At 60.5% G+C, this 17,789-nt stretch carries 17 protein-coding genes; 11 read left to right on the top strand and 6 right to left on the bottom strand.

Translation table 11 applies throughout. The annotated features are described in order from the left end of the window. Positions 1 to 157: 157 nt before the first annotated feature. The 3 genes from ileS (at position 158) to ACR0KW_RS07420 (ending at position 4,222) form a co-directional block, all read left to right on the top strand. Positions 158 to 3,151 (top strand): isoleucine--tRNA ligase, encoded by a 2,994-nt coding sequence (ileS, locus tag ACR0KW_RS07430; RefSeq protein ID WP_480804420.1) that lies wholly within the window; start codon positions 158 to 160, stop codon positions 3,149 to 3,151. A gap of 71 nt (positions 3,152 to 3,222) precedes the next feature. After that, positions 3,223 to 3,678, top strand: a complete 456-nt coding sequence (locus ACR0KW_RS07425; RefSeq protein ID WP_480804419.1) for a methylated-DNA--[protein]-cysteine S-methyltransferase — start codon at positions 3,223 to 3,225, stop codon at positions 3,676 to 3,678. Between the two features lie 76 nt (positions 3,679 to 3,754). Next, on the top strand, positions 3,755 to 4,222 hold the full coding sequence (locus tag ACR0KW_RS07420; protein ID WP_170326930.1) for a hypothetical protein: 468 nt from the start codon (positions 3,755 to 3,757) through the stop codon (positions 4,220 to 4,222). Here ACR0KW_RS07420 and ACR0KW_RS07415 read toward each other — a convergent pair. The 4 genes from ACR0KW_RS07415 to fsa form a co-directional block, all read right to left on the bottom strand. Further along, on the bottom strand, positions 4,207 to 4,920 hold the full coding sequence (locus tag ACR0KW_RS07415) for a CDP-alcohol phosphatidyltransferase family protein (protein WP_480804418.1): 714 nt from the start codon (positions 4,918 to 4,920) through the stop codon (positions 4,207 to 4,209). The genes ACR0KW_RS07420 and ACR0KW_RS07415 overlap by 16 nt on opposite strands. Before the next feature lie 83 nt (positions 4,921 to 5,003). Continuing rightward, positions 5,004 to 5,924, bottom strand: a complete 921-nt coding sequence (locus ACR0KW_RS07410) for a tyrosine recombinase XerC (RefSeq protein WP_480804417.1) — start codon at positions 5,922 to 5,924, stop codon at positions 5,004 to 5,006. Continuing rightward, positions 5,921 to 6,628, bottom strand: a complete 708-nt coding sequence (locus ACR0KW_RS07405; protein WP_480804416.1) for a DUF484 family protein — start codon at positions 6,626 to 6,628, stop codon at positions 5,921 to 5,923. The genes ACR0KW_RS07410 and ACR0KW_RS07405 overlap by 4 nt, the downstream gene beginning before the upstream one ends. A 197-nt stretch (positions 6,629 to 6,825) precedes the next feature. Then, positions 6,826 to 7,479: a fructose-6-phosphate aldolase gene (gene fsa / locus ACR0KW_RS07400; protein WP_480804415.1), complete on the bottom strand. Its 654-nt coding sequence runs from the start codon at positions 7,477 to 7,479 to the stop codon at positions 6,826 to 6,828. An 87-nt stretch (positions 7,480 to 7,566) separates the two neighbouring features. Here fsa and ACR0KW_RS07395 point away from each other — a divergent pair, with 87 nt between their 5' ends. The 4 genes from ACR0KW_RS07395 (at position 7,567) to ACR0KW_RS07380 (ending at position 12,462) form a co-directional block, all read left to right on the top strand. Further along, positions 7,567 to 9,762, top strand: a complete 2,196-nt coding sequence (locus ACR0KW_RS07395) for a primosomal protein N' (protein WP_480804414.1) — start codon at positions 7,567 to 7,569, stop codon at positions 9,760 to 9,762. A 79-nt stretch (positions 9,763 to 9,841) separates the two neighbouring features. Further along, positions 9,842 to 11,074, top strand: coding sequence for an MFS transporter (locus ACR0KW_RS07390; RefSeq protein WP_480804413.1), 1,233 nt, complete (start codon positions 9,842 to 9,844; stop codon positions 11,072 to 11,074). 66 nt (positions 11,075 to 11,140) lie between these two features. Next, a complete protein-coding gene (locus ACR0KW_RS07385; RefSeq protein WP_480804412.1) occupies positions 11,141 to 12,019 on the top strand; it encodes a 50S ribosomal protein L11 methyltransferase in 879 nt (292 codons plus the stop codon). Positions 12,020 to 12,117: 98 nt separating this feature from the next. Next, complete coding sequence (locus ACR0KW_RS07380) at positions 12,118 to 12,462, top strand: hypothetical protein (RefSeq protein WP_480804411.1); 345 nt, start codon at positions 12,118 to 12,120, stop codon at positions 12,460 to 12,462. Between the two features lie 103 nt (positions 12,463 to 12,565). Here the strand turns inward: ACR0KW_RS07380 and ACR0KW_RS07375 are convergent, their stop codons facing one another. Beyond that, a complete protein-coding gene (locus tag ACR0KW_RS07375; protein ID WP_480804410.1) occupies positions 12,566 to 12,778 on the bottom strand; it encodes a DUF1127 domain-containing protein in 213 nt (70 codons plus the stop codon). A gap of 334 nt (positions 12,779 to 13,112) precedes the next feature. Here ACR0KW_RS07375 and ruvC point away from each other — a divergent pair, with 334 nt between their 5' ends. The 4 genes from ruvC to ACR0KW_RS07355 all read left to right on the top strand — a co-directional run bounded on the left by ruvC (position 13,113) and on the right by ACR0KW_RS07355 (position 15,995). Beyond that, entirely contained in the window at positions 13,113 to 13,610 is a 498-nt protein-coding gene (ruvC, locus tag ACR0KW_RS07370) for a crossover junction endodeoxyribonuclease RuvC (protein WP_170326920.1), read from the top strand. Further along, positions 13,607 to 14,284, top strand: a complete 678-nt coding sequence (gene ruvA / locus ACR0KW_RS07365; protein ID WP_480804409.1) for a Holliday junction branch migration protein RuvA — start codon at positions 13,607 to 13,609, stop codon at positions 14,282 to 14,284. Before ruvC ends, ruvA begins: the two co-directional genes overlap by 4 nt. 4 nt (positions 14,285 to 14,288) lie before the next feature. Then, positions 14,289 to 15,308, top strand: coding sequence for a Holliday junction branch migration DNA helicase RuvB (gene ruvB / locus ACR0KW_RS07360; protein ID WP_170326918.1), 1,020 nt, complete (start codon positions 14,289 to 14,291; stop codon positions 15,306 to 15,308). 63 nt (positions 15,309 to 15,371) lie between these two features. Continuing rightward, positions 15,372 to 15,995 (top strand): hypothetical protein, encoded by a 624-nt coding sequence (locus tag ACR0KW_RS07355; protein ID WP_480804408.1) that lies wholly within the window; start codon positions 15,372 to 15,374, stop codon positions 15,993 to 15,995. A 3-nt stretch (positions 15,996 to 15,998) separates the two neighbouring features. On the opposite strand, the gene ACR0KW_RS07350 is transcribed toward ACR0KW_RS07355, so the two are convergent. After that, positions 15,999 to 17,705 carry a SulP family inorganic anion transporter gene (locus ACR0KW_RS07350; protein ID WP_480804407.1) on the bottom strand — a complete coding sequence of 569 codons (1,707 nt, stop codon included), beginning with the start codon at positions 17,703 to 17,705 and terminating at the stop codon, positions 15,999 to 16,001. Between the last annotated feature and the right edge of the window lie 84 nt (positions 17,706 to 17,789).

The raw sequence follows: 17,789 nt of genomic DNA, 5'->3' as shown, positions 1-17,789 counted from the left end.
CGTCCTATAAGCGCGGCCATGTATGACCGGACGGCCATCATTATTCGAATTATATCCCCGGCGCTCTGACCCTCTGAGACGCCGGGCAAAGGTGTTTGAGACTTCGCACCGACCGCTTCGATCCTAGTACGACCAGATCATCCAAAGGACGCCCCCAATGTGCGCCGACACGATCCAGACACCTGATTACAAAGACACGCTGAACTTGCCCAAAACTGAATTCCCCATGCGCGCTGGCCTGCCCAAGCGCGAGCCCGCATGGCTGGAACGGTGGGAAACCATCGGCGTCTATGACCGCCTGCGTGAAAAAGAGGGCCGCGCGCCCTTTACCCTGCACGATGGTCCCCCCTACGCCAACGGCCACCTGCATATCGGCCACGCGCTGAACAAGACCATCAAGGACATGATCGTACGCTCCCATCAGATGATGGGCTTCGACGCGCGTTACGTGCCGGGCTGGGATTGCCACGGTCTGCCGATCGAATGGAAGATCGAAGAGCAGTACCGCAAGAAGGGCAAGAACAAGGACGAGGTGAACGTTGTCGACTTCCGTCAGGAATGCCGCAAGTTCGCCGAGGGCTGGATCGACATCCAACGCGAAGAGTTCAAGCGTCTAGGCATCACCGGCAATTGGGCTGACCCCTACATCACCATGGATTATCACGCCGAGGCCGTGATCGCCGACGAATTCATGAAGTTCCTGATGAACGGCACGCTCTATCAGGGTTCGAAACCCGTGATGTGGTCGCCCATCGAGAAGACCGCACTGGCCGAGGCCGAGGTCGAGTATCATGACAAGGAAAGCTTCACCATCTGGGTGAAGTTCAAGGTCAAAAAGGAAATGGCTGTCGGAGTCGGTTTGTCGTTTTCTGATGCGGAACGCGACCGTCAAACTAAAGAGGCTGTTCTCGAAGAACAAAAATCTAAATTCGGCGGTGCCTACGTAGTTATCTGGACCACGACACCATGGACGATCCCATCGAACAAGGCGGTCGTCTACGGTGAGGATATCAACTACGGTCTTTATGAGGTCGTTGGTGCTCCTGAGGAGTGTTGGGCTAAAGTTGGTGAGAAGTACATTCTTGCCGACAATCTAGCTGCTGACGTTTTGGGCCGAGCGCGTCTGAACGATGACCAATGGGTGCGTGTTTGCGACGTTCCTCAATCTGAACTCGCCAAAATGAAACTGAAACACCCGCTTGCTGGTGCCAAAGGTAGCGGCGAAGAATGGAGTCAGGATCGCGACTTCCGCGCCGCTGATTTCGTTACCGATACCGAAGGTACGGGTTTCGTCCACTGTGCGCCGTCTCACGGTATGGAAGAATTCGAGCTGTACCGCGATCTGGGCATGTTGGAGCAGGTCATCACCTATAACGTGATGGACGATGGTTCGTTCCGCGCCGATCTGCCGTTCTTTGGCGGCAAGTTCATTCTGTCTCGCAAGGGCGGAGAGGGCGATGCCAACAAAGCCGTCATCGACAAGCTGGTCGAGGTCGGCGGCCTGTTGGCGCGCGGCAAGATCAAGCACAGCTATCCGCATTCGTGGCGCTCGAAGGCTCCGATCATCTACCGTAACACGCCGCAGTGGTTTGCATCCGTCGACCGCAAGCTGAACGATGGCATGGGCGAGATGGGGGATACTATCCGCGAACGCGCTCTGCGGTCCATCGATGAGTTGGTGAAATGGACACCGCAGACCGGTCGCAACCGCCTGTATTCGATGATCGAAGCGCGCCCGGATTGGGTTCTGTCCCGCCAGCGCGCCTGGGGCGTGCCGCTGACCTGCTTCACCAAGAAAGGGGCTTTGCCCACCGACGCTGATTACCTGCTGCGCAATGCAGACCTGAACGCACGCATTAAGGCTGCATTCGAGAAGGACGGTGCGGATATCTGGTACACCGATGGCTTCAAGGCTCAGGTGCTGGACGGCATCGCCAACCCGGACGACTACGATCAGGTCTTCGACGTGCTAGACGTTTGGTTCGATTCGGGTTCGACCCATGCCTTCGTGCTGCGCGACCGTGAGGACGGCACCGAGGATGGTATCGCTGACGTTTACATGGAAGGCACCGACCAGCACCGCGGGTGGTTCCACTCGTCCATGCTGCAAGCCTGCGGCACCAAGGGCCGTGCGCCGTACCGGAACGTTGTGACCCACGGCTTTACGCTGGACGCCAAAGGCAACAAGATGTCCAAATCGCTGGGCAACACCATCGTGCCGGAAGAGGTCGTCAAGCAATACGGCGCTGACATCCTGCGCCTGTGGGTGGCCCAGACCGACTACACCGCCGATCAGCGGATCGGGCCGGAGATTCTGAAAGGCACCGCCGACAGCTATCGCCGTCTGCGCAACACCATGCGGTTTATGCTGGGTTCGCTGGCTGATTTCACCGAAGCCGACCGCGTGGCGCCCGAGGATATGCCGCGTCTGGAACGCTGGGTCCTCAGCCGTCTGGCCGATCTGGATGAACAGGTGCGCAAGGGCTATGCCGCGTTCGATTTCCAGGGCGTGTTCAGCGCGGTCTTCACCTTTGCCACGGTTGATCTGTCGTCCTTCTACTTCGACGTCCGCAAAGACGCGCTGTATTGCGACGGCGACAGCCTGCGGCGCCGCGCGGCCCGCACCGTGCTGGATATCCTGTTCCACCGCCTGACCACATGGCTGGCCCCGGTTCTGGTGTTCACCATGGAAGAGGTCTGGCTGGAGCGGTTCCCGGGCGATGACAGCTCGGTCCATCTGGTGGACTTCCCGGACACGCCCGCCGACTGGCGCAACGAGGTGATGGAAACCTACATGGCCAAGGTGCGCCGCGTGCGCCGCGCCGTGACCGCCGCGCTGGAGATCCAGCGTCAGGACAAGGTAATCGGTTCCAGCCTCGAGGCAGCGCCGATCGTGCATGTCGAGGATCAGGAAACCCGCGACCTGCTGGCCACTTTCGACGTGGATGACATGTGCATCACATCCGGTCTGACCGTCACCGGCGACCCGGCTCCGGCCGAGGCGTTCCGCGTGCCGGAGATCGAAGGCGTCGCGGTGGTGTTCGAAAAGGCTGAGGGCGAAAAGTGCCAGCGTTGCTGGAAAATCCTTCCCGATGTGGGCCGCCACGCCCACAAAGGCGTCTGCGGACGCTGCGACGAGGCGCTGAGCTAAGATCAGACCCCCGGCTTAAACGCCGGGGGTTTTTCGTTGCGTAGGGCGCGGCGATCTGAAACCCTGCGCCCATGCCGATGATTGCCGTTGAAACTCAGTTTGGTTGCCTTGGAGTCGAAGAGACGGATGGTGCCATCACGCGCCTTGTTTGGGATGGCTGGAACGAAGGGCCTGTGACGCCTTTGTTGCAGGAAGCTGCCGCGCAGTTGACGGCCTATGACCGAGGGCGGTTGGAGCGGTTTGATCTGCCCTATCATGTCATCGGGTCAAAGTTTCAGCAGCAGGTCTGTGATCTGATGTATGCCATCCCGCTGGGCGAAACCCGCACCTATGGCGATATCGCCAAAGAGCTGGGGCAGCCCCCGCAGCCCGTGGGGCAGGCCTGCGGTGCCAATCCGATCCCGGTCATCATTCCCTGTCATCGGATATTGGCGGCCAACGGTCTGGGCGGGTTTTCCGGCGATGGCGGGGTCGAGACCAAGGTTGCCCTGTTGCGCCATGAACGGGCGGCAGGCCTACTGATCTGACAAGCGGAATTCTATTGCAATCCGGTTGCTTGAGGCCCAATTTGTATCAGATAGAGAATTCAAAGGACCGCATTGAATGACCGCCCAATCAGACCTGGCCGCCCGTAAAAAGGTCATTATTGACCGCCTGATGTCGCTGGAAGAGCAGGAGCTTGCCACCGCGCAAGCCCATTACGACGCGTTTTTGAAGGATTCTCAACTGGATGACCGGGAAGGGCATGACAAGGACGATATCGCAGCCTCGCGCGAGAATGCGGATCTGGCGGCGGCCTTTGATGCTCCGGTGCACGCTCATCACGCCAAGATCGACGTGATCGAAAACACCGATTTCAGCCTGACCAACACGGTGCAGCCCGGTGCGGTGGTCAAGTTCAACAACCGCCGCTTTGTGGTCTGCGTTTCGACCACACGGTTTGATGTGGACGGCAAGACCTATATGGGGATCTCAACCCAAAGCCCGATCTACCTGTCGATGGTGGGCCTGCAGGAGGGCGATGTTTTCACCCATAACGGCACCGAGTTCGAGGTTCAGGAAGTCCTGTAATCTGCGCTTTTGCGCTGCGGTATGATCTGCTGCGCAATCCCTGCGGACACCAGATAGAGGCTGGTGATCACCAAACCCCAATGCGCCCAGCTTTCGGGATGGAAATCGACCCATGCAGCCCATCCGGCAAAGAAAGTCCAGGCAAAGGCCATGGGCAGCGACACGGCGCGCCAGCGTTCGGTACGGACCGGGTGGATGAATTTCAGCGGCAGGAACATCGCCAGAGACAACAGCGATACCAGCAGCAGGATGATCCAGAAGTTGGGCTCCAACGCGAAGATCACAATCACGAACATGTTCCAGCAACCGGGGAAGCCGGAAAAGGAGTTGTCCTTTGTTTTCATGCGCGTATCGGCAAAATACATCGCGCTGGCAAAGGTGATGACGATGATCGCAAACCAGCCGGTCCAGCCGTCCATCAGACCGGATTTGAACAGTGCATAGGCCGGAATGAACACGTAGGTCAGGTAGTCGATGATCAGATCCAATAGCACGCCATCAAACTCGGGCGCGTTCTTCTTGACGTGGTAATGGCGGGCCAGAGGGCCGTCGATGCCGTCCACGATGAACGAGACCACCAACCATAGATACATCAAGCTCCATTTTTCTTCGACAGCGGCCAGCATGGCCAGCATTGCGAAGACGGCACCGGTAGCGGTGAACAGATGGACGAGAAGCGCTTTTAATCTGAGTGTCATGCGGGTGTCATGACCGATGCGTTCGCCAGATGCAAACCAAAAGCCGGGTTAGGGGGAATGCCTGACGTCGCGATGCGAAGACGTCACGCTTTGGGGTGGGCGCGGTTATAGACCTCCATCAGTCGAGCCGTGTCGACGGCCGTGTAGGTTTGCGTGGTCGAGAGCGACGCGTGCCCCAGCAGTTCCTGAATGGCGCGCAGGTCTCCCCCGGCGGACAGAAGATGGGTGGCAAAGCTGTGCCGCAGAGCGTGTGGCGTGGCCGTTGCTGGCAGGCCGAGTTGCATTCGTGCCTTGGCCATTACACCCTGAATGGCCCTTGGGTTCAGCGGGCCGCCACGCACACCGCGGAACAAGGCCTTGTCCTTGTCTTGCGGGTGTGGGCACAGCTTAAGATAGTGATCCACCGCCGCGCGGGCGGCAGGCAGGACGGGCATGATCCGCTCTTTGTTGCCTTTGCCGACGATTCGCAGGGTCTCGGGCAGGGGGGCGTCTGCACCGGTCAGAGACAGTGCCTCGGAGATACGCAACCCGCAGCCGTAAAGCAGCGTGACCACGGCCACATCGCGGGCCGAAACCCAGTCGTTGGTCGATTGCAGTTCGACCGTTTCGATCATGGCGCGGGCGGCGTCTTCGGTCAGCGGGCGGGGCAGTTTCTTGGTGAACTTGGGCGCGCGGGTTGACAGGACAGCCGTGGGCTCGAACCCCTCCCGCTCGGACAGCCAGCGGTAGAAGCTTTTGACGGCCGAGAGTTTGCGCGCCAATGACCGCGCTCCTACGCCCGAGGCGCGCTGATCTGCCATCCACGCGCGCATGTCGGACACGGTGATCCGGGCCAACGCCGCCAGTCCCTGACGCTCGCTGTGATGCAGGGTCATGAAGGACAGGAAATCGGTGACATCCCCGCGATAGGCGGTCTGTGTGTTCTCGGACCGCCCGGCCAGCGCCCCCAGACTGTCCAGCCAATGCTGTAGCGCATCGCGGCAGGCTGGGGAGATCAGGCTCACGACAGCCAGTGGCGCATCGAGCGTTCGAACACGCCAGCAAAGAAGGACAGCAGATCGGTGCCCAGTTGCGGGGTGAAGTGGTTGGCGTCCTTGGCCCCCATAACGATCATGCCGGGCAGGCGGCCTTCGCCCAGATTCAGCCTCAGGCAGGCCTCGGACCGAAGTTGACCGGCCATGGTGCCGAACACACGGGGGTTGGCATGGGCAATCGGGCGCAGGACAACTTGCCGTGCGGGACCGCCACGGTCCTGGCTGAGATAGGCATCGACGGCACCCGGTTCGACGACAGTCAGCACACCGCCCAGCTTTTCGATCGCGGGGTCTTCCTGCCGGACTGTGGTTTCCAGAACCAGCGTGATGTGGTCCACGCGCAGGATATCGGCAATTTCACTGCCGAGTGTGCGCAGGAAATCCTCGAAATCGACGGGTTCCAGCAACCGCAGAATGGCACGGTGCACCTGATTGGTGCCGGCGAGGTTTTCGTACGCCGCGGCAATAACCGAGCGATGCGTGTCCTCAAGCCTGTCCAGCCGCGCCTCAAGCCGCTGCATGGCGATGCCGCGCAGGTCGATGACATTGTCGCCGCGCGCCTGTTCATTGGCGGCCACCAGCGCCTGCATCAGATCCTTGTCGTCCAGCACGGCGTCCGGTTCAGCCAGAATCGCGGCGCGGAGATTGTCCTTGAGTGTGGTGTTGCTGCTCATGTCCCGTCCGGTCTTTTTTTGTTGGCGGGCTTATAACACGGAATGCGACATTTGCCTTGGGAAAAATGCAGGTAAAAGTGGATTTCATGTGGGCATGTGTCGGAAAGGCTCCCGCCTGCAAACCCCTGATCAGAAGATCAGGTTTTGCAGTTGGGCCGGGCGCGGCGCCTGACGGCGCCGCGCGGGTGCTCTGAGTATCAGAGGATTTTCTGACCGGTCTTGGCCCAGTCTGCCAGGAAGGTTTCCAGGCCTTTGTCGGTCAGCGGGTGATCGGCCAGTTTCTTGATCACGCCCGGAGGGGCGGTGATCACGTCGGCGCCGATGCGGGCGCTGTCGGTCACGTGGTTCACGGTGCGGATCGAGGCGGCGAGGATTTCGGTTTCGAACCCGTAGTTGTCGTAGACCTGGCGGATGTCAGCGATCAGGTCCATACCGTCGAGGTTGATATCGTCCAGACGGCCGATAAAGGGCGAGATGAAGGTTGCGCCCGCTTTGGCGGCCAAAAGCGCCTGGTTGGCCGAGAAGCACAGGGTCACGTTGACCATCTGGCCTTCGTCGCTGAGCGTTTTGCAGGTTTTCAGGCCGGCCCAGGTCAGCGGCACTTTTACCGCGATGTTGGGCGCGATCTTGGCCAGTTTGCGGCCTTCGGCGATCATGTCGTCGGCCTCGGTGGCGACCACTTCGGCGGATACAGGGCCGTCGACCAGATCACAGATCTCTTTGGTCACTTCCAGAATGTCGCGGCCCGATTTCAGGATCAGCGAGGGGTTGGTGGTTACGCCGTCCACCATGCCCAGATCGTTCAGTTCGGCGATGGCGTCGATCTCGGCAGTGTCTACGAAGAATTTCATGAGGGCAGTCCTTTGATGGGTTGGCCTTGGTCGCGGATGCCTTTACCTCAAAGAGACCCATGCTGAAACCCCTGACAAGGATATGCGGTGAGCACTCAGGAGTATTTCGACCACGGTGAGCTGGTGGCGGTGCTGACCACGCAGCCGCTGGACCGGACGCTGGATTACAAGGCGCCCGAAGGCGGGTGTTTTCTGGGCGCGTTTGTCGAGGTGCCTTTGGGGCCGCGTAAGGTATTGGGCGTGGTCTGGGGCCCGGGGCAAGGCGGCTTTGACATCAGCAAGGCTCGATCCGTGATCCGGGTGCTTGAGGTCGCGCCGATGCGCGAGGAGATGCGGGCGTTTTTGGGCCGGGTGGCCGATTACACGCTGACGCCGATGCCTGCGATGTTGCGGCTGGCAACGCGCGCACCGGGGCTGGGTGATCCGCCGTCGATGCGCAAGATTTACCGCCTTGGCGATGGTGAGCCGGATCGGATGACCGACGCGCGGACCCGTGTGCTTGAGGTGCTGCGGGACTATGGCGGGCTGGCCTTTACGTTGAAGGAACTGGCCGAGCAGGCGGGCGTGACCTCGTCGGTCGTGAAAGGGCTGGTGAAACAGGGTGCGGTGCGGGAAGAGGACAGTCCGCGCGATCTGCCTTATCCGCATCTGGACCCGGACCTGTCGGGCAAAGAGCTTATTGCGGATCAGGCGGCGGCGGTCGCGCGGTTGCAGGCCGGTCAGCGGACCGGCGACTATGGCACCACATTGCTGAAGGGCGTGACCGGCTCGGGCAAGACAGAGGTTTATCTGGAGGCCGTGGCCGAAGCGTTGCGGATGGGACGGCAGGCTCTGGTTTTGTTGCCCGAGATTGCCCTGACGGCTGAATTCCTGACCCGGGTCGAGGCGCGGTTCGGTGCGCGCCCGGCCGAGTGGCATTCGGGTGCGACTATGACCGAACGCCGCCGAGTCTGGCGGATGGTTGGGCAAGGCGATGCGCAATTGGTCGTAGGCGCGCGATCGGCGCTGTTCTTGCCGTTCCGTGATCTGGGGCTGGTGGTGGTCGATGAGGAACACGACACCTCGTACAAACAGGAAGACGGTGTGCATTACAGCGCCCGCGACATGGCGGTTCTGCGGTCGGCGATTTGCGGCGCGCGGGTGGTTCTGGCCAGTGCCACGCCCTCGCTTGAAAGTTGGGCCAATGCCGAAGCGGGCAAGTATGAACGGCTGGACCTGACCTCACGCTTTGGCGCGGCGGTGCTGCCGGAAATGAAGCCTATCGACATGCGGGCCGAGCAAATGCAGCCGGGGACGTGGATTTCTCCCTCTCTGCGGCAGGCTGTGCGGCAGCGGATTGAACGGGGCGAGCAGTCGCTGCTGTTCATCAACCGCCGCGGCTATGCGCCGGTGACTCTGTGCCGGGCCTGTGGCGAGCAGATCGCCTGTGACCATTGCGATGCACGGATGGTCGAGCACCGGTTCCTGAAACGCCTGATGTGCCACCAATGCGGTGAGACCAAGCCGATGCCTGACACCTGCCCGTCCTGCGGGGTCGAGGGCAAGCTGGCTCCGGTCGGGCCGGGTATTGAACGGCTGGCGGAAGAGGCCGAAGCGACTTTCCCCGAGGCGAAGATCGCCATGCTCAGTTCCGATCTGTTTGGCTCGGCCCGGGCATTGAAGGCCAAGATCGAAGAGATTGCCGAAGGTGACGCGGATATTGTCATCGGAACGCAGCTGGTTGCCAAGGGACACAACTTTCCCAAGCTGACATTGGTCGGGGTGATTGACGCTGACCTCAGCTTGCACGGCGCCGATCTGCGGGCTGCCGAACGGACGTTTCAATTGATGCGGCAGGTCGCAGGGCGCGCCGGCCGGGCGGACAAGCCGGGGCAGGCGTTGTTGCAGACCTTTCAGCCGGAGCACCCGGTGATCCGGGCGATCCTGTCGGGCGATGAAGAGGGGTTCTGGAAGGCCGAGGCCGCCGGACGGCAGGCCGCCGGGGTCCCGCCCTATGGGCGTATGGCGGGGATCGTGTTGTCGGGGCCAGAGGTCGGGCCGGTTTTCGATATCGGCAACGCTATGGCCCGCAACGATGTACCGCTGCGCGATATCGGCGCACAGGTTTTCGGTCCGGCCCCTGCGCCGATTGCGCGCATCCGGGGGCGTCATCGTGTGCGCCTGTTGGTCAAGGCCCCCAAGGGCGCACCCATTCAGGACGCTATCGCCCGCTGGATCGCCCCCCTGCGACTGAAAGGGGATATCCGCCTGACCGTCGATATCGACCCGCAAAACTTTTACTAACCCTGCGTCAGCGCAGGGTTAATGTGCACGGCGTCCTTGGCTCTCGCCAAACAGCGAAAATAGGCGTAGAGGGAGTCCCATGCTGAAACCCATGCCGCTTTCCGAGGCGCAGAGCCTGCCGTTCTGGCGCCGTCCCATCACGCTCTTGTTCGTGATGGCGCTGACGATGCCCATCGCCTTCAACGCGTGGAGCGCGCTGTTGAACAACTTCGTAATCGAGGTGGCCAGCTTTGACGGTGCAGATATCGGCCTGCTGCACACGGTGCGCGAGATCCCGGGCTTTCTAGCCGTTGGAGTGATCGCGGTGATCATCTTCGTCCGCGAGCAGGTGCTGGCGATGATCTCGCTGATGATGTTGGGCGTGGCGACGGCGGTGACGGCGTGGTTTCCCAGCCTCGGCGGATTGCTTTTCGTGACTTTGTTCAGCTCGATCGGCTTTCACTACTACGAAACGGTGAACCAGTCGCTGCAGCTGCAGTGGCTGCCCAAAGACCGAGCGCCTCAGGTGTTGGGCTGGCTGGTGGCCATGGGCTCGGCGGCCACGGCGGTTGTCTATGGCTTGATCGTGCTGACCTGGGATCGGTTCGATCTGTCCTATAACTTTGTGTTCATGGCTGCAGGAGGAGTGACGGCGTTGCTGGCGCTGTTCTGTCTGGTGGCCTATCCCCAATTCAACGCGCCCACGCCGCAGACCAAAAAGCTGATCCTGCGCAAACGGTATTGGCTGTATTACGCGCTGCAATTCATGGCTGGCGCACGGCGGCAGATTTTTGTCGTCTTCGCAGGCTTCATGATGGTCGAAAAGTTCGGGTTCGAAGTCCACGAGCTGACCAGCCTCTATCTGATCAACCTCGTGATCAACATGGCCGCCGCCCCGATGCTGGGCAAAGCGGTGTCGATGTTTGGGGAACGCCGCACGCTGATTTTCGAATACACGGGTCTGGCCATCGTCTTCGCAGCGTATGGTGGCATCTATTGGTTCGGCTGGGGCGTTTTGCTGGCGGCGATCCTTTATGTGATCGACCACGTGTTGTTTGCTCTGGCGCTGGCGCTGAAAACCTATTTCCAGAAGATCGCCGACCCGGCGGATATCGCGCCGACGGCAGCGGTGGCTTTCACCATCAACCATATCGCGGCCGTATTCCTGCCTGCGCTGCTGGGTTTGCTCTGGGTGGTATCGCCCGGTGCGGTCTTTGGGTTGGCCGCTGCAATGGCGCTGGTGTCGTTGGCCTTGTCGCTGCTGATCCCCCGCCACCCCGAACCGGGTAATGAGACCATTCTGTCGAAATACGCCCCGGCCCCTGCGGAATAGGCGCAAATGCTTGACCTTGGCGGGCCCACGCCCTAGGCGCTGTCTCAACTGAGACAGGAGGCCCTCATGCCCACATTCACCGCGCTAACCACTCTGACCGGCAAGAAAGCCGCCGAAGGTCTGGGCGAAGCGATGGAGCGCCTGGACCCGGAACCCACCGGCGTCGGTGTGTTCGAGGTCGAGGATGGATCAGGCCTGTGGGAAGTTGGTGGCTATTTCACCGAGGCACCGGATGAAACGGCGCTGGCCGTTCTGGCCGTTGCCTTCGAGTCCAAGCCGTTTGTGGTCTCGGAACTGCCGGAAACTGACTGGGTTGCCCATGTGCGCCGCGAACTGGCCCCAGTCGAGGCTGGTCGGTTCTTTGTCTACGGCAGCCACGATGCTGACAAACTGCCCGAAGGGCGCATCCCGCTGCTGATCGAGGCCGCGATGGCCTTTGGCACCGGTCACCACGGCACCACGCTGGGCTGCCTCAAGGCGCTGGATCATCTGCTGGATGACGGGTTTGCGGCGACCAAAGTGGCCGATATTGGCTGCGGTACAGCGGTTCTGGCGATGGCCGCCGCGCGGGTCTGGGATGGCGACATCATCGCCAGTGATATCGATCAGGTTGCGGTGGATGTGGCCGAGGCCAACCTGAAGGCCAACGGTATGTCCGGTCAGGTGCATTGCGTTGAGGCCGCCGGATTCGATCACCCCGACCTACATTCGCACGCCCCGTATGACCTGATTTTTGCCAATATTCTCAAAGGCCCACTGGTGGCATTGTCCCCTGAAATCGCCGCGAATCTGCGAGACGGAGGATTTGCGATCCTGTCGGGAATCCTCAATGAACAAGCCGATGATGTGATTTCAGTTTATTCCCAAAACGGGTTCAATCTGGTCAGAAGAGATGAGATTGGTGAGTGGACAACGCTAATTTTGAGCAAAAAAGGCCTAAATTAGACCATTTGCAGGAGTTTCGTGGATTCTTGCCTCTTTTTTGTCGCAATCTGTAACTACCGTCATAACGTGGTTACGGGGGCGGTTTTGTGGAGGCTGCCATGACGGTGAAACATCTGGAATTCGATCAGCGCGTTCAACGCCTGAACAAGAAGCACGCTAAGCTTAGTCGGGGCTATCGCGCTACTATGCGCAAGGATGGCCTTGTGGTCATGAAACCGCAGAGGGTCAAATCTGCGGTTCCGGTAAAGGCGCTTATGGGGTGCCTGCTGGGCTTGTTCGCGTTCAAGATCTTTTTGCTGATAAGCTTGGGCGCTTCGGCTTACCAATATCGCGTCGACAGTCTGGCGGAGGGGACATCTGTTGAGAAAGCGGGGGCCTGGGTGATGCAGATCGACCCGGTGTCCGAGTATCTTGCGACTCAGATCAGCGGCTACCTTCACTAACCAGATCAGCTTTGACGAATAAAGAAACGCCGCGCATCGTGAAATGCGCGGCGTTCTTTATGTGCCCCAGGGGAGAGTGGGGCGAGTGAGTGATGGTTGTCTCTTAGCGACGACCTTCTGCCACGAGGTCAATATCACCGCGGCACATACCGATATCTTCCAGTTCGCGATCCGACAGACCGTTCAGCACGTTGCGTGTCACGCGGGCGTCATTCCATTCAACAACGGCGTTCACGACCGATGCGAAAGTTTCGCCGATACGGCCAACGAGGCCGAACGAGCCAGTGGTGGTGCGGGTGGTATCCAGTGCAGCCATATCCTGTTTCCTTCTGGTTAGAGTTTAATTTTTGATCATCCGATCTGAGCGGCATCTAGTCCTGTCGATCTGGCCGCACAAGTGCGGAAATTGCATGTGTCCTATGCGTTTTTTGCAAGGGTAGGGGATCATTAAAAACCCTTAATTTATAGGCCATTAAGCGTTCAGAAAACGTGTCGATTTCAGACTTTCCGCAGTCGCAAACAGGCCGTTCTGTCGTCCCCGGGACAGGCGTGTCGTTTTCAGGCGCAGGGTCAATTCGCTTGGAAAATGTTCACGCTTCGTGCTAATCCGAAAGAAAGATCACAAAAACCCGAGCAGGCTGAGGCAAAATATGCGAATTCTGGGCATTGATCCGGGGCTCAGGACCCTGGGATGGGGCGTCATCGAATCGCATGGCAGCCGCCTGAGCCACGTTGCGAATGGCTTGTGTAAATCTGACGGGGATGATCTGGGCGAACGGTTGCTGTCGCTGCATAACCAGATCGTCGAGGTCATTGCCGAACATCAGCCCGATCAGGCGGCCATCGAACAGACCTTCGTCAACAAGGACGGCGCTGGTACGCTGAAGCTGGGCCAGGCCCGCGGCGTGGCGCTGTTGACGCTGGCGCAGGCCGGGCTGCCGGTGGGAGAATACGCACCCAACCGGGTCAAGAAAACCGTCGTGGGTGTCGGTCACGCCGAGAAAGAGCAGGTTCTGCACATGGTCAAACTGCAATTGCCGGGCTGCCAGCCCAAAGGGGCCGATGCGGCAGATGCGCTGGCGATTGCAATCTGTCATTCCTATTACGGCGCAGCGCCACAGGCGCGAATGAAAGAGGTGCGGGCATGATTGGAAAACTGACAGGGCGGCTGGATTACCGTGCGGCGGATCACGTGCTGATCGACGTGCGCGGGGTTGGCTACATCGTTTATTGCTCGGACCGGACCATGGCGGCTTTGCCGGGTGTGGGCGAGGCGGTCTCGATCTACACCGACATGGTGGTGCGCGAAGATCTGATGCAGTTGTATGGGTTCCTTTCGTTGATCGAGAAGGAATGGCATCGCCTGCTGTGCTCGGTTCAGGGGGTCGGGGCCAAGGTCTCGTTGGCCATCCTGTCGGCGCTGGGACCGGACGGGGTCAGCCGGGCGATTGCCTTGGGCGATTGGGGGGCGGTCAAGGCGGCCAAAGGGGTCGGGCCTAAGACGGCGCAGCGGATCGTGCTGGACCTCAAGGACAAGGCACCGGGTGTCATGGCTATGGGCGGAACTGTGACCGAGGCGATGGATGGCCCCGCCTTGGAAGTCGTTGAGTCGGCCGAACCCGCACCGGCCCCGAAGCGGGCGGCGAAACCGGCCTCGGGGTCGGCTGCAGCCTCGGCGGGTGCATTGTCGGCCCTGTCCAATCTGGGTTATGGGCCTTCCGACGCCGCGTCCGCCGTGGCCGAAGCGGCGGCCAGTCTGCCAGATGCCGGTGAGGCCGACCTGATCCGAGCCGCGCTCAAGTTGCTTGCACCGAAAGGGTGATTGAATGGTAGATGCCGATCCCACCCTGCGCCCGGACCCTCTGCCCGAGGATAATGACCGCGCGTTACGCCCTCAGGGGCTGGATGAGTTCATTGGTCAGGCTGAGGCGCGTGCAAACCTGCGCGTGTTCATTCAATCCGCTCGGCAACGGGGCGAGGCGATGGACCATACCCTGTTCCATGGTCCTCCGGGATTGGGGAAGACCACGCTGGCGCAGATCATGGCGCGCGAGCTGGGAGTGAATTTCCGCATGACTTCGGGGCCGGTTCTGGCCAAGGCGGGTGATCTGGCGGCGATCCTGACCAACCTGGAATCGCGCGATGTTCTGTTCATCGACGAGATTCACCGCCTGAACCCGGCGGTCGAAGAGGTGCTGTACCCGGCGATGGAGGATTTTGAGCTGGACCTAGTGATCGGTGAAGGCCCCGCCGCGCGCACGGTTCGGATCGAGTTGCAGCCCTTTACGCTGGTCGGGGCAACCACGCGGATGGGCCTGCTGACTACGCCGCTGCGTGACCGGTTCGGTATTCCGACGCGGCTACAATTCTACACGGTCGATGAGTTGCACGAGATCGTCACCCGCAATGCCCGCAAGCTGGGTGCGCCTGCCGATGATGAGGGCGCACGCGAGATTGCGCGCCGGTCTCGTGGAACGCCGCGGATTGCCGGGCGGCTGTTGCGGCGTGTGGTGGATTTCGCCATCGTCGAAGGCGATGGGCGGATCACTCGGGAACTGGCAGACGGGGCGCTGACCCGGCTGGGGGTAGACAATCTGGGCCTGGATGGTGCGGATCGGCGGTATCTGAAACTGATTGCCGAGAATTATGCGGGTGGACCGGTCGGAATTGAAACTCTGTCGGCGGCCTTGTCGGAAAGCCGGGATTCGCTGGAAGAGGTGATCGAGCCCTATCTGTTGCAGCAGGGTCTGATCCAGCGCACGCCGCGCGGCCGGATGCTGGCGCAAAAGGCGTGGACACATCTGGGTATGGCGGCCCCGAGGGGGCAGAGCGATCTGTTTGGTTGAAGCCGGACGTCAGAGATTTTATGCCTTCGGCGAGAGTAATTTCGAAAAGATGAAGGATTGGGCGTGACCCCGGAAGACATCCAGACGTATTTCACCCGCGAAAGTGGTGAGTTTCTGTTCGCTCGCTGGGGGCGCCCCATTGTGCCAATCGTATTTGGCGTTGAGGATGAAACTCTGGCCACCGTCAAAGGTGCGTTCGAGGCTGTGGTGACGCTGGCCGGGCACAAGATGGCCGAGACCGATCCGGAACTTGGCGCCAATTGTATGGTTTTTTTCTTCCGCGACTGGCAGGAGTTGCTGGAAGTCCCTGATCTGGACCGGCTGATCCCCGATCTGGCGCCTTTGGTGGATCGCTTGGTCGCGGCGGATGCCAACCAGTACCGCATCTTTCGGTTCGAGGAAGATGGCGCAATCCGCGCAGCTTTTGTTTTCCTGCGAATGGACAAGGAATTGTCGAAGGTGCCGGCCGAGACTTTGGCGCTGAGCCAGGTGGTGCAGACGATTTTGCTGTGGTCTGATACCGCGTTCCGGTCTCAGTCCCCTCTGGCTGTGGCCGGGGGCACAACCGTCCTGCGGCCTGACATCGCCGAGCTGATCAGGGCCGCTTATGACCCGGTTCTGCCCGGGGCGGCGCAGGACGCATCCCATGCGTTGCGGTTGTTCGCACGGATGAAACCGCCGCAATAGGCCTCAGGCGGGCGGTTTGTTTGTCGGATGAAACGCCTCGACCAGGGCGTTGCCTGTCTCGAAATAAGCATCCGCCCCGACCAGATCGGTGATCCCGTAGCGGTCGAGCTCTTTTCGAACATTGGGCTCGACCAGCAGAAAGACCAGTTTGATGTTTCTGGACTTCAGCTGATCGTGGACGCCGCGCAGCGTATAGCCTGCGGTAAAGTCGATATCATCCACGGCAGAGGCTTCGATGCAGAACCAGCGCAGTGGCGGGTCGGATTGGTCCACGATCGCTGCCACCTCGTCCGACAGGCGCTGGGTGTTGGCGTAGTACAGGCTGTGCGAAAAGCGATAGATCACAAGACCGGGTTCAAACTGGTTGGGCGCGGTGATGGGTTTGGACCGCCAGCCGCCATCGCCGCTTTTGACGATAACTGCATTCTTGGGGCGGTAGCCGTGGCGCGTGTGGTCGATCAGTGACAGGACCATTGCAAAGATAATCCCTTGCTCGACGCCAACGAAAACCACAACAGCAGCAGTCGCAAGCGCGATCCAGAACTCGGATCGGGCCTGTCGGTATATGGCGGCAAGACCCTTGAGGTCGATCAGCTTGACGCCGATCAGGAATACCACAGCTGACAGCGCTGCATTGGGCAGAAACGCAAGCGGGCCGGTCAGAAACAGGATCACCACAAGGACAATCGCAACCGTCGTGAGTTGAGCGATCTGGCTGCGGCCTCCGGCGCTGGCCACCATCTCGGTCTTGGTGGGGCTGCCGTTGACCACAAATGTCCCGGTAAATGCTGCGCCCAAATTGGCCAGTCCGAGGCCGACAAGATCGGTGTTTTCGCTGAACTTGTCATCGTAGCGTGCAGCGTAGGCGCGCGAGGTCGCCGCGCTTTGCGCCAGGATCACGACAAAGATGGACAGCGCTGTCGGCAGAAGCTGTTTGAACAGCGACCAGCTCCAGTTCACATCGGGGATCGACAGGGCAGGCAGGCCGCCGGGAACCGTCCCCAATACGCCAATGCCGGATGCGCTGAATTGAAATGCCCAACTGCACAGAATGACGCCCAGTATAGCGAAGAGGGGGCCGGGCAGTTTGGGCGACAGCCGTTTGCACCCGATGACAACCGCCAATACTGCCGCAGACACCGCCACTGTCGGCCATTGGGTCTGGCCGAAATGCTGCGCGACGTCCATGAGCTTGGTAATTGTGCCGTGGCCTGCGCCTTCGATCCCCAGCATTCCGGGAATTTCACCGGTGGCCACCTGTATGCCGACGCCCGTCAGGAACCCGACCAATACCGTGCGCGACAGGAAATCTGCCAGAAACCCCAGGCCAATTAGGCGCGCAGCGATCAACAGCACGGCTGCCATCAGTGCCAACAGCGAGGCCAGCGCCAGATACTCGGACGATCCGGACACCGCCATGCCCGCAAGCGCCGATGCCGTGATTGCAGCGGTAGCTGAATCCGCCCCCACCACAAGGTGCCGCGACGATCCGAACAGCGCAAACAGCGCCATCGGGATCAGGATCGTGTACAGCCCCGTCACCACCGGGGTGCCGGCGATCTTGGTGTAGCCCATGACCTCGGGGATCGCGAGGCAGGCGAAGGTCAGCCCGGCCAGAACCTCGGCCGGCAGGGCCGAACGGTGGATCGGCAGGATACCCTGCAGGATGGGAAGCGGAAATCTGCCCTTTTTTCCGTGCGATCCTGCCATTCAATCACCTGTTACTTTCATATCTCAATTTTGGCAGGTTAGTCGGCAAAGGATGGGATTTCGATACCGAGGACCGTGTAACCC

This window comes from Ruegeria sp. CG11, from assembly GCF_056537245.1.
Note: the sequence above shows the minus strand (reverse complement) of the source record. Positions and strands in the feature narration are given on the sequence as shown.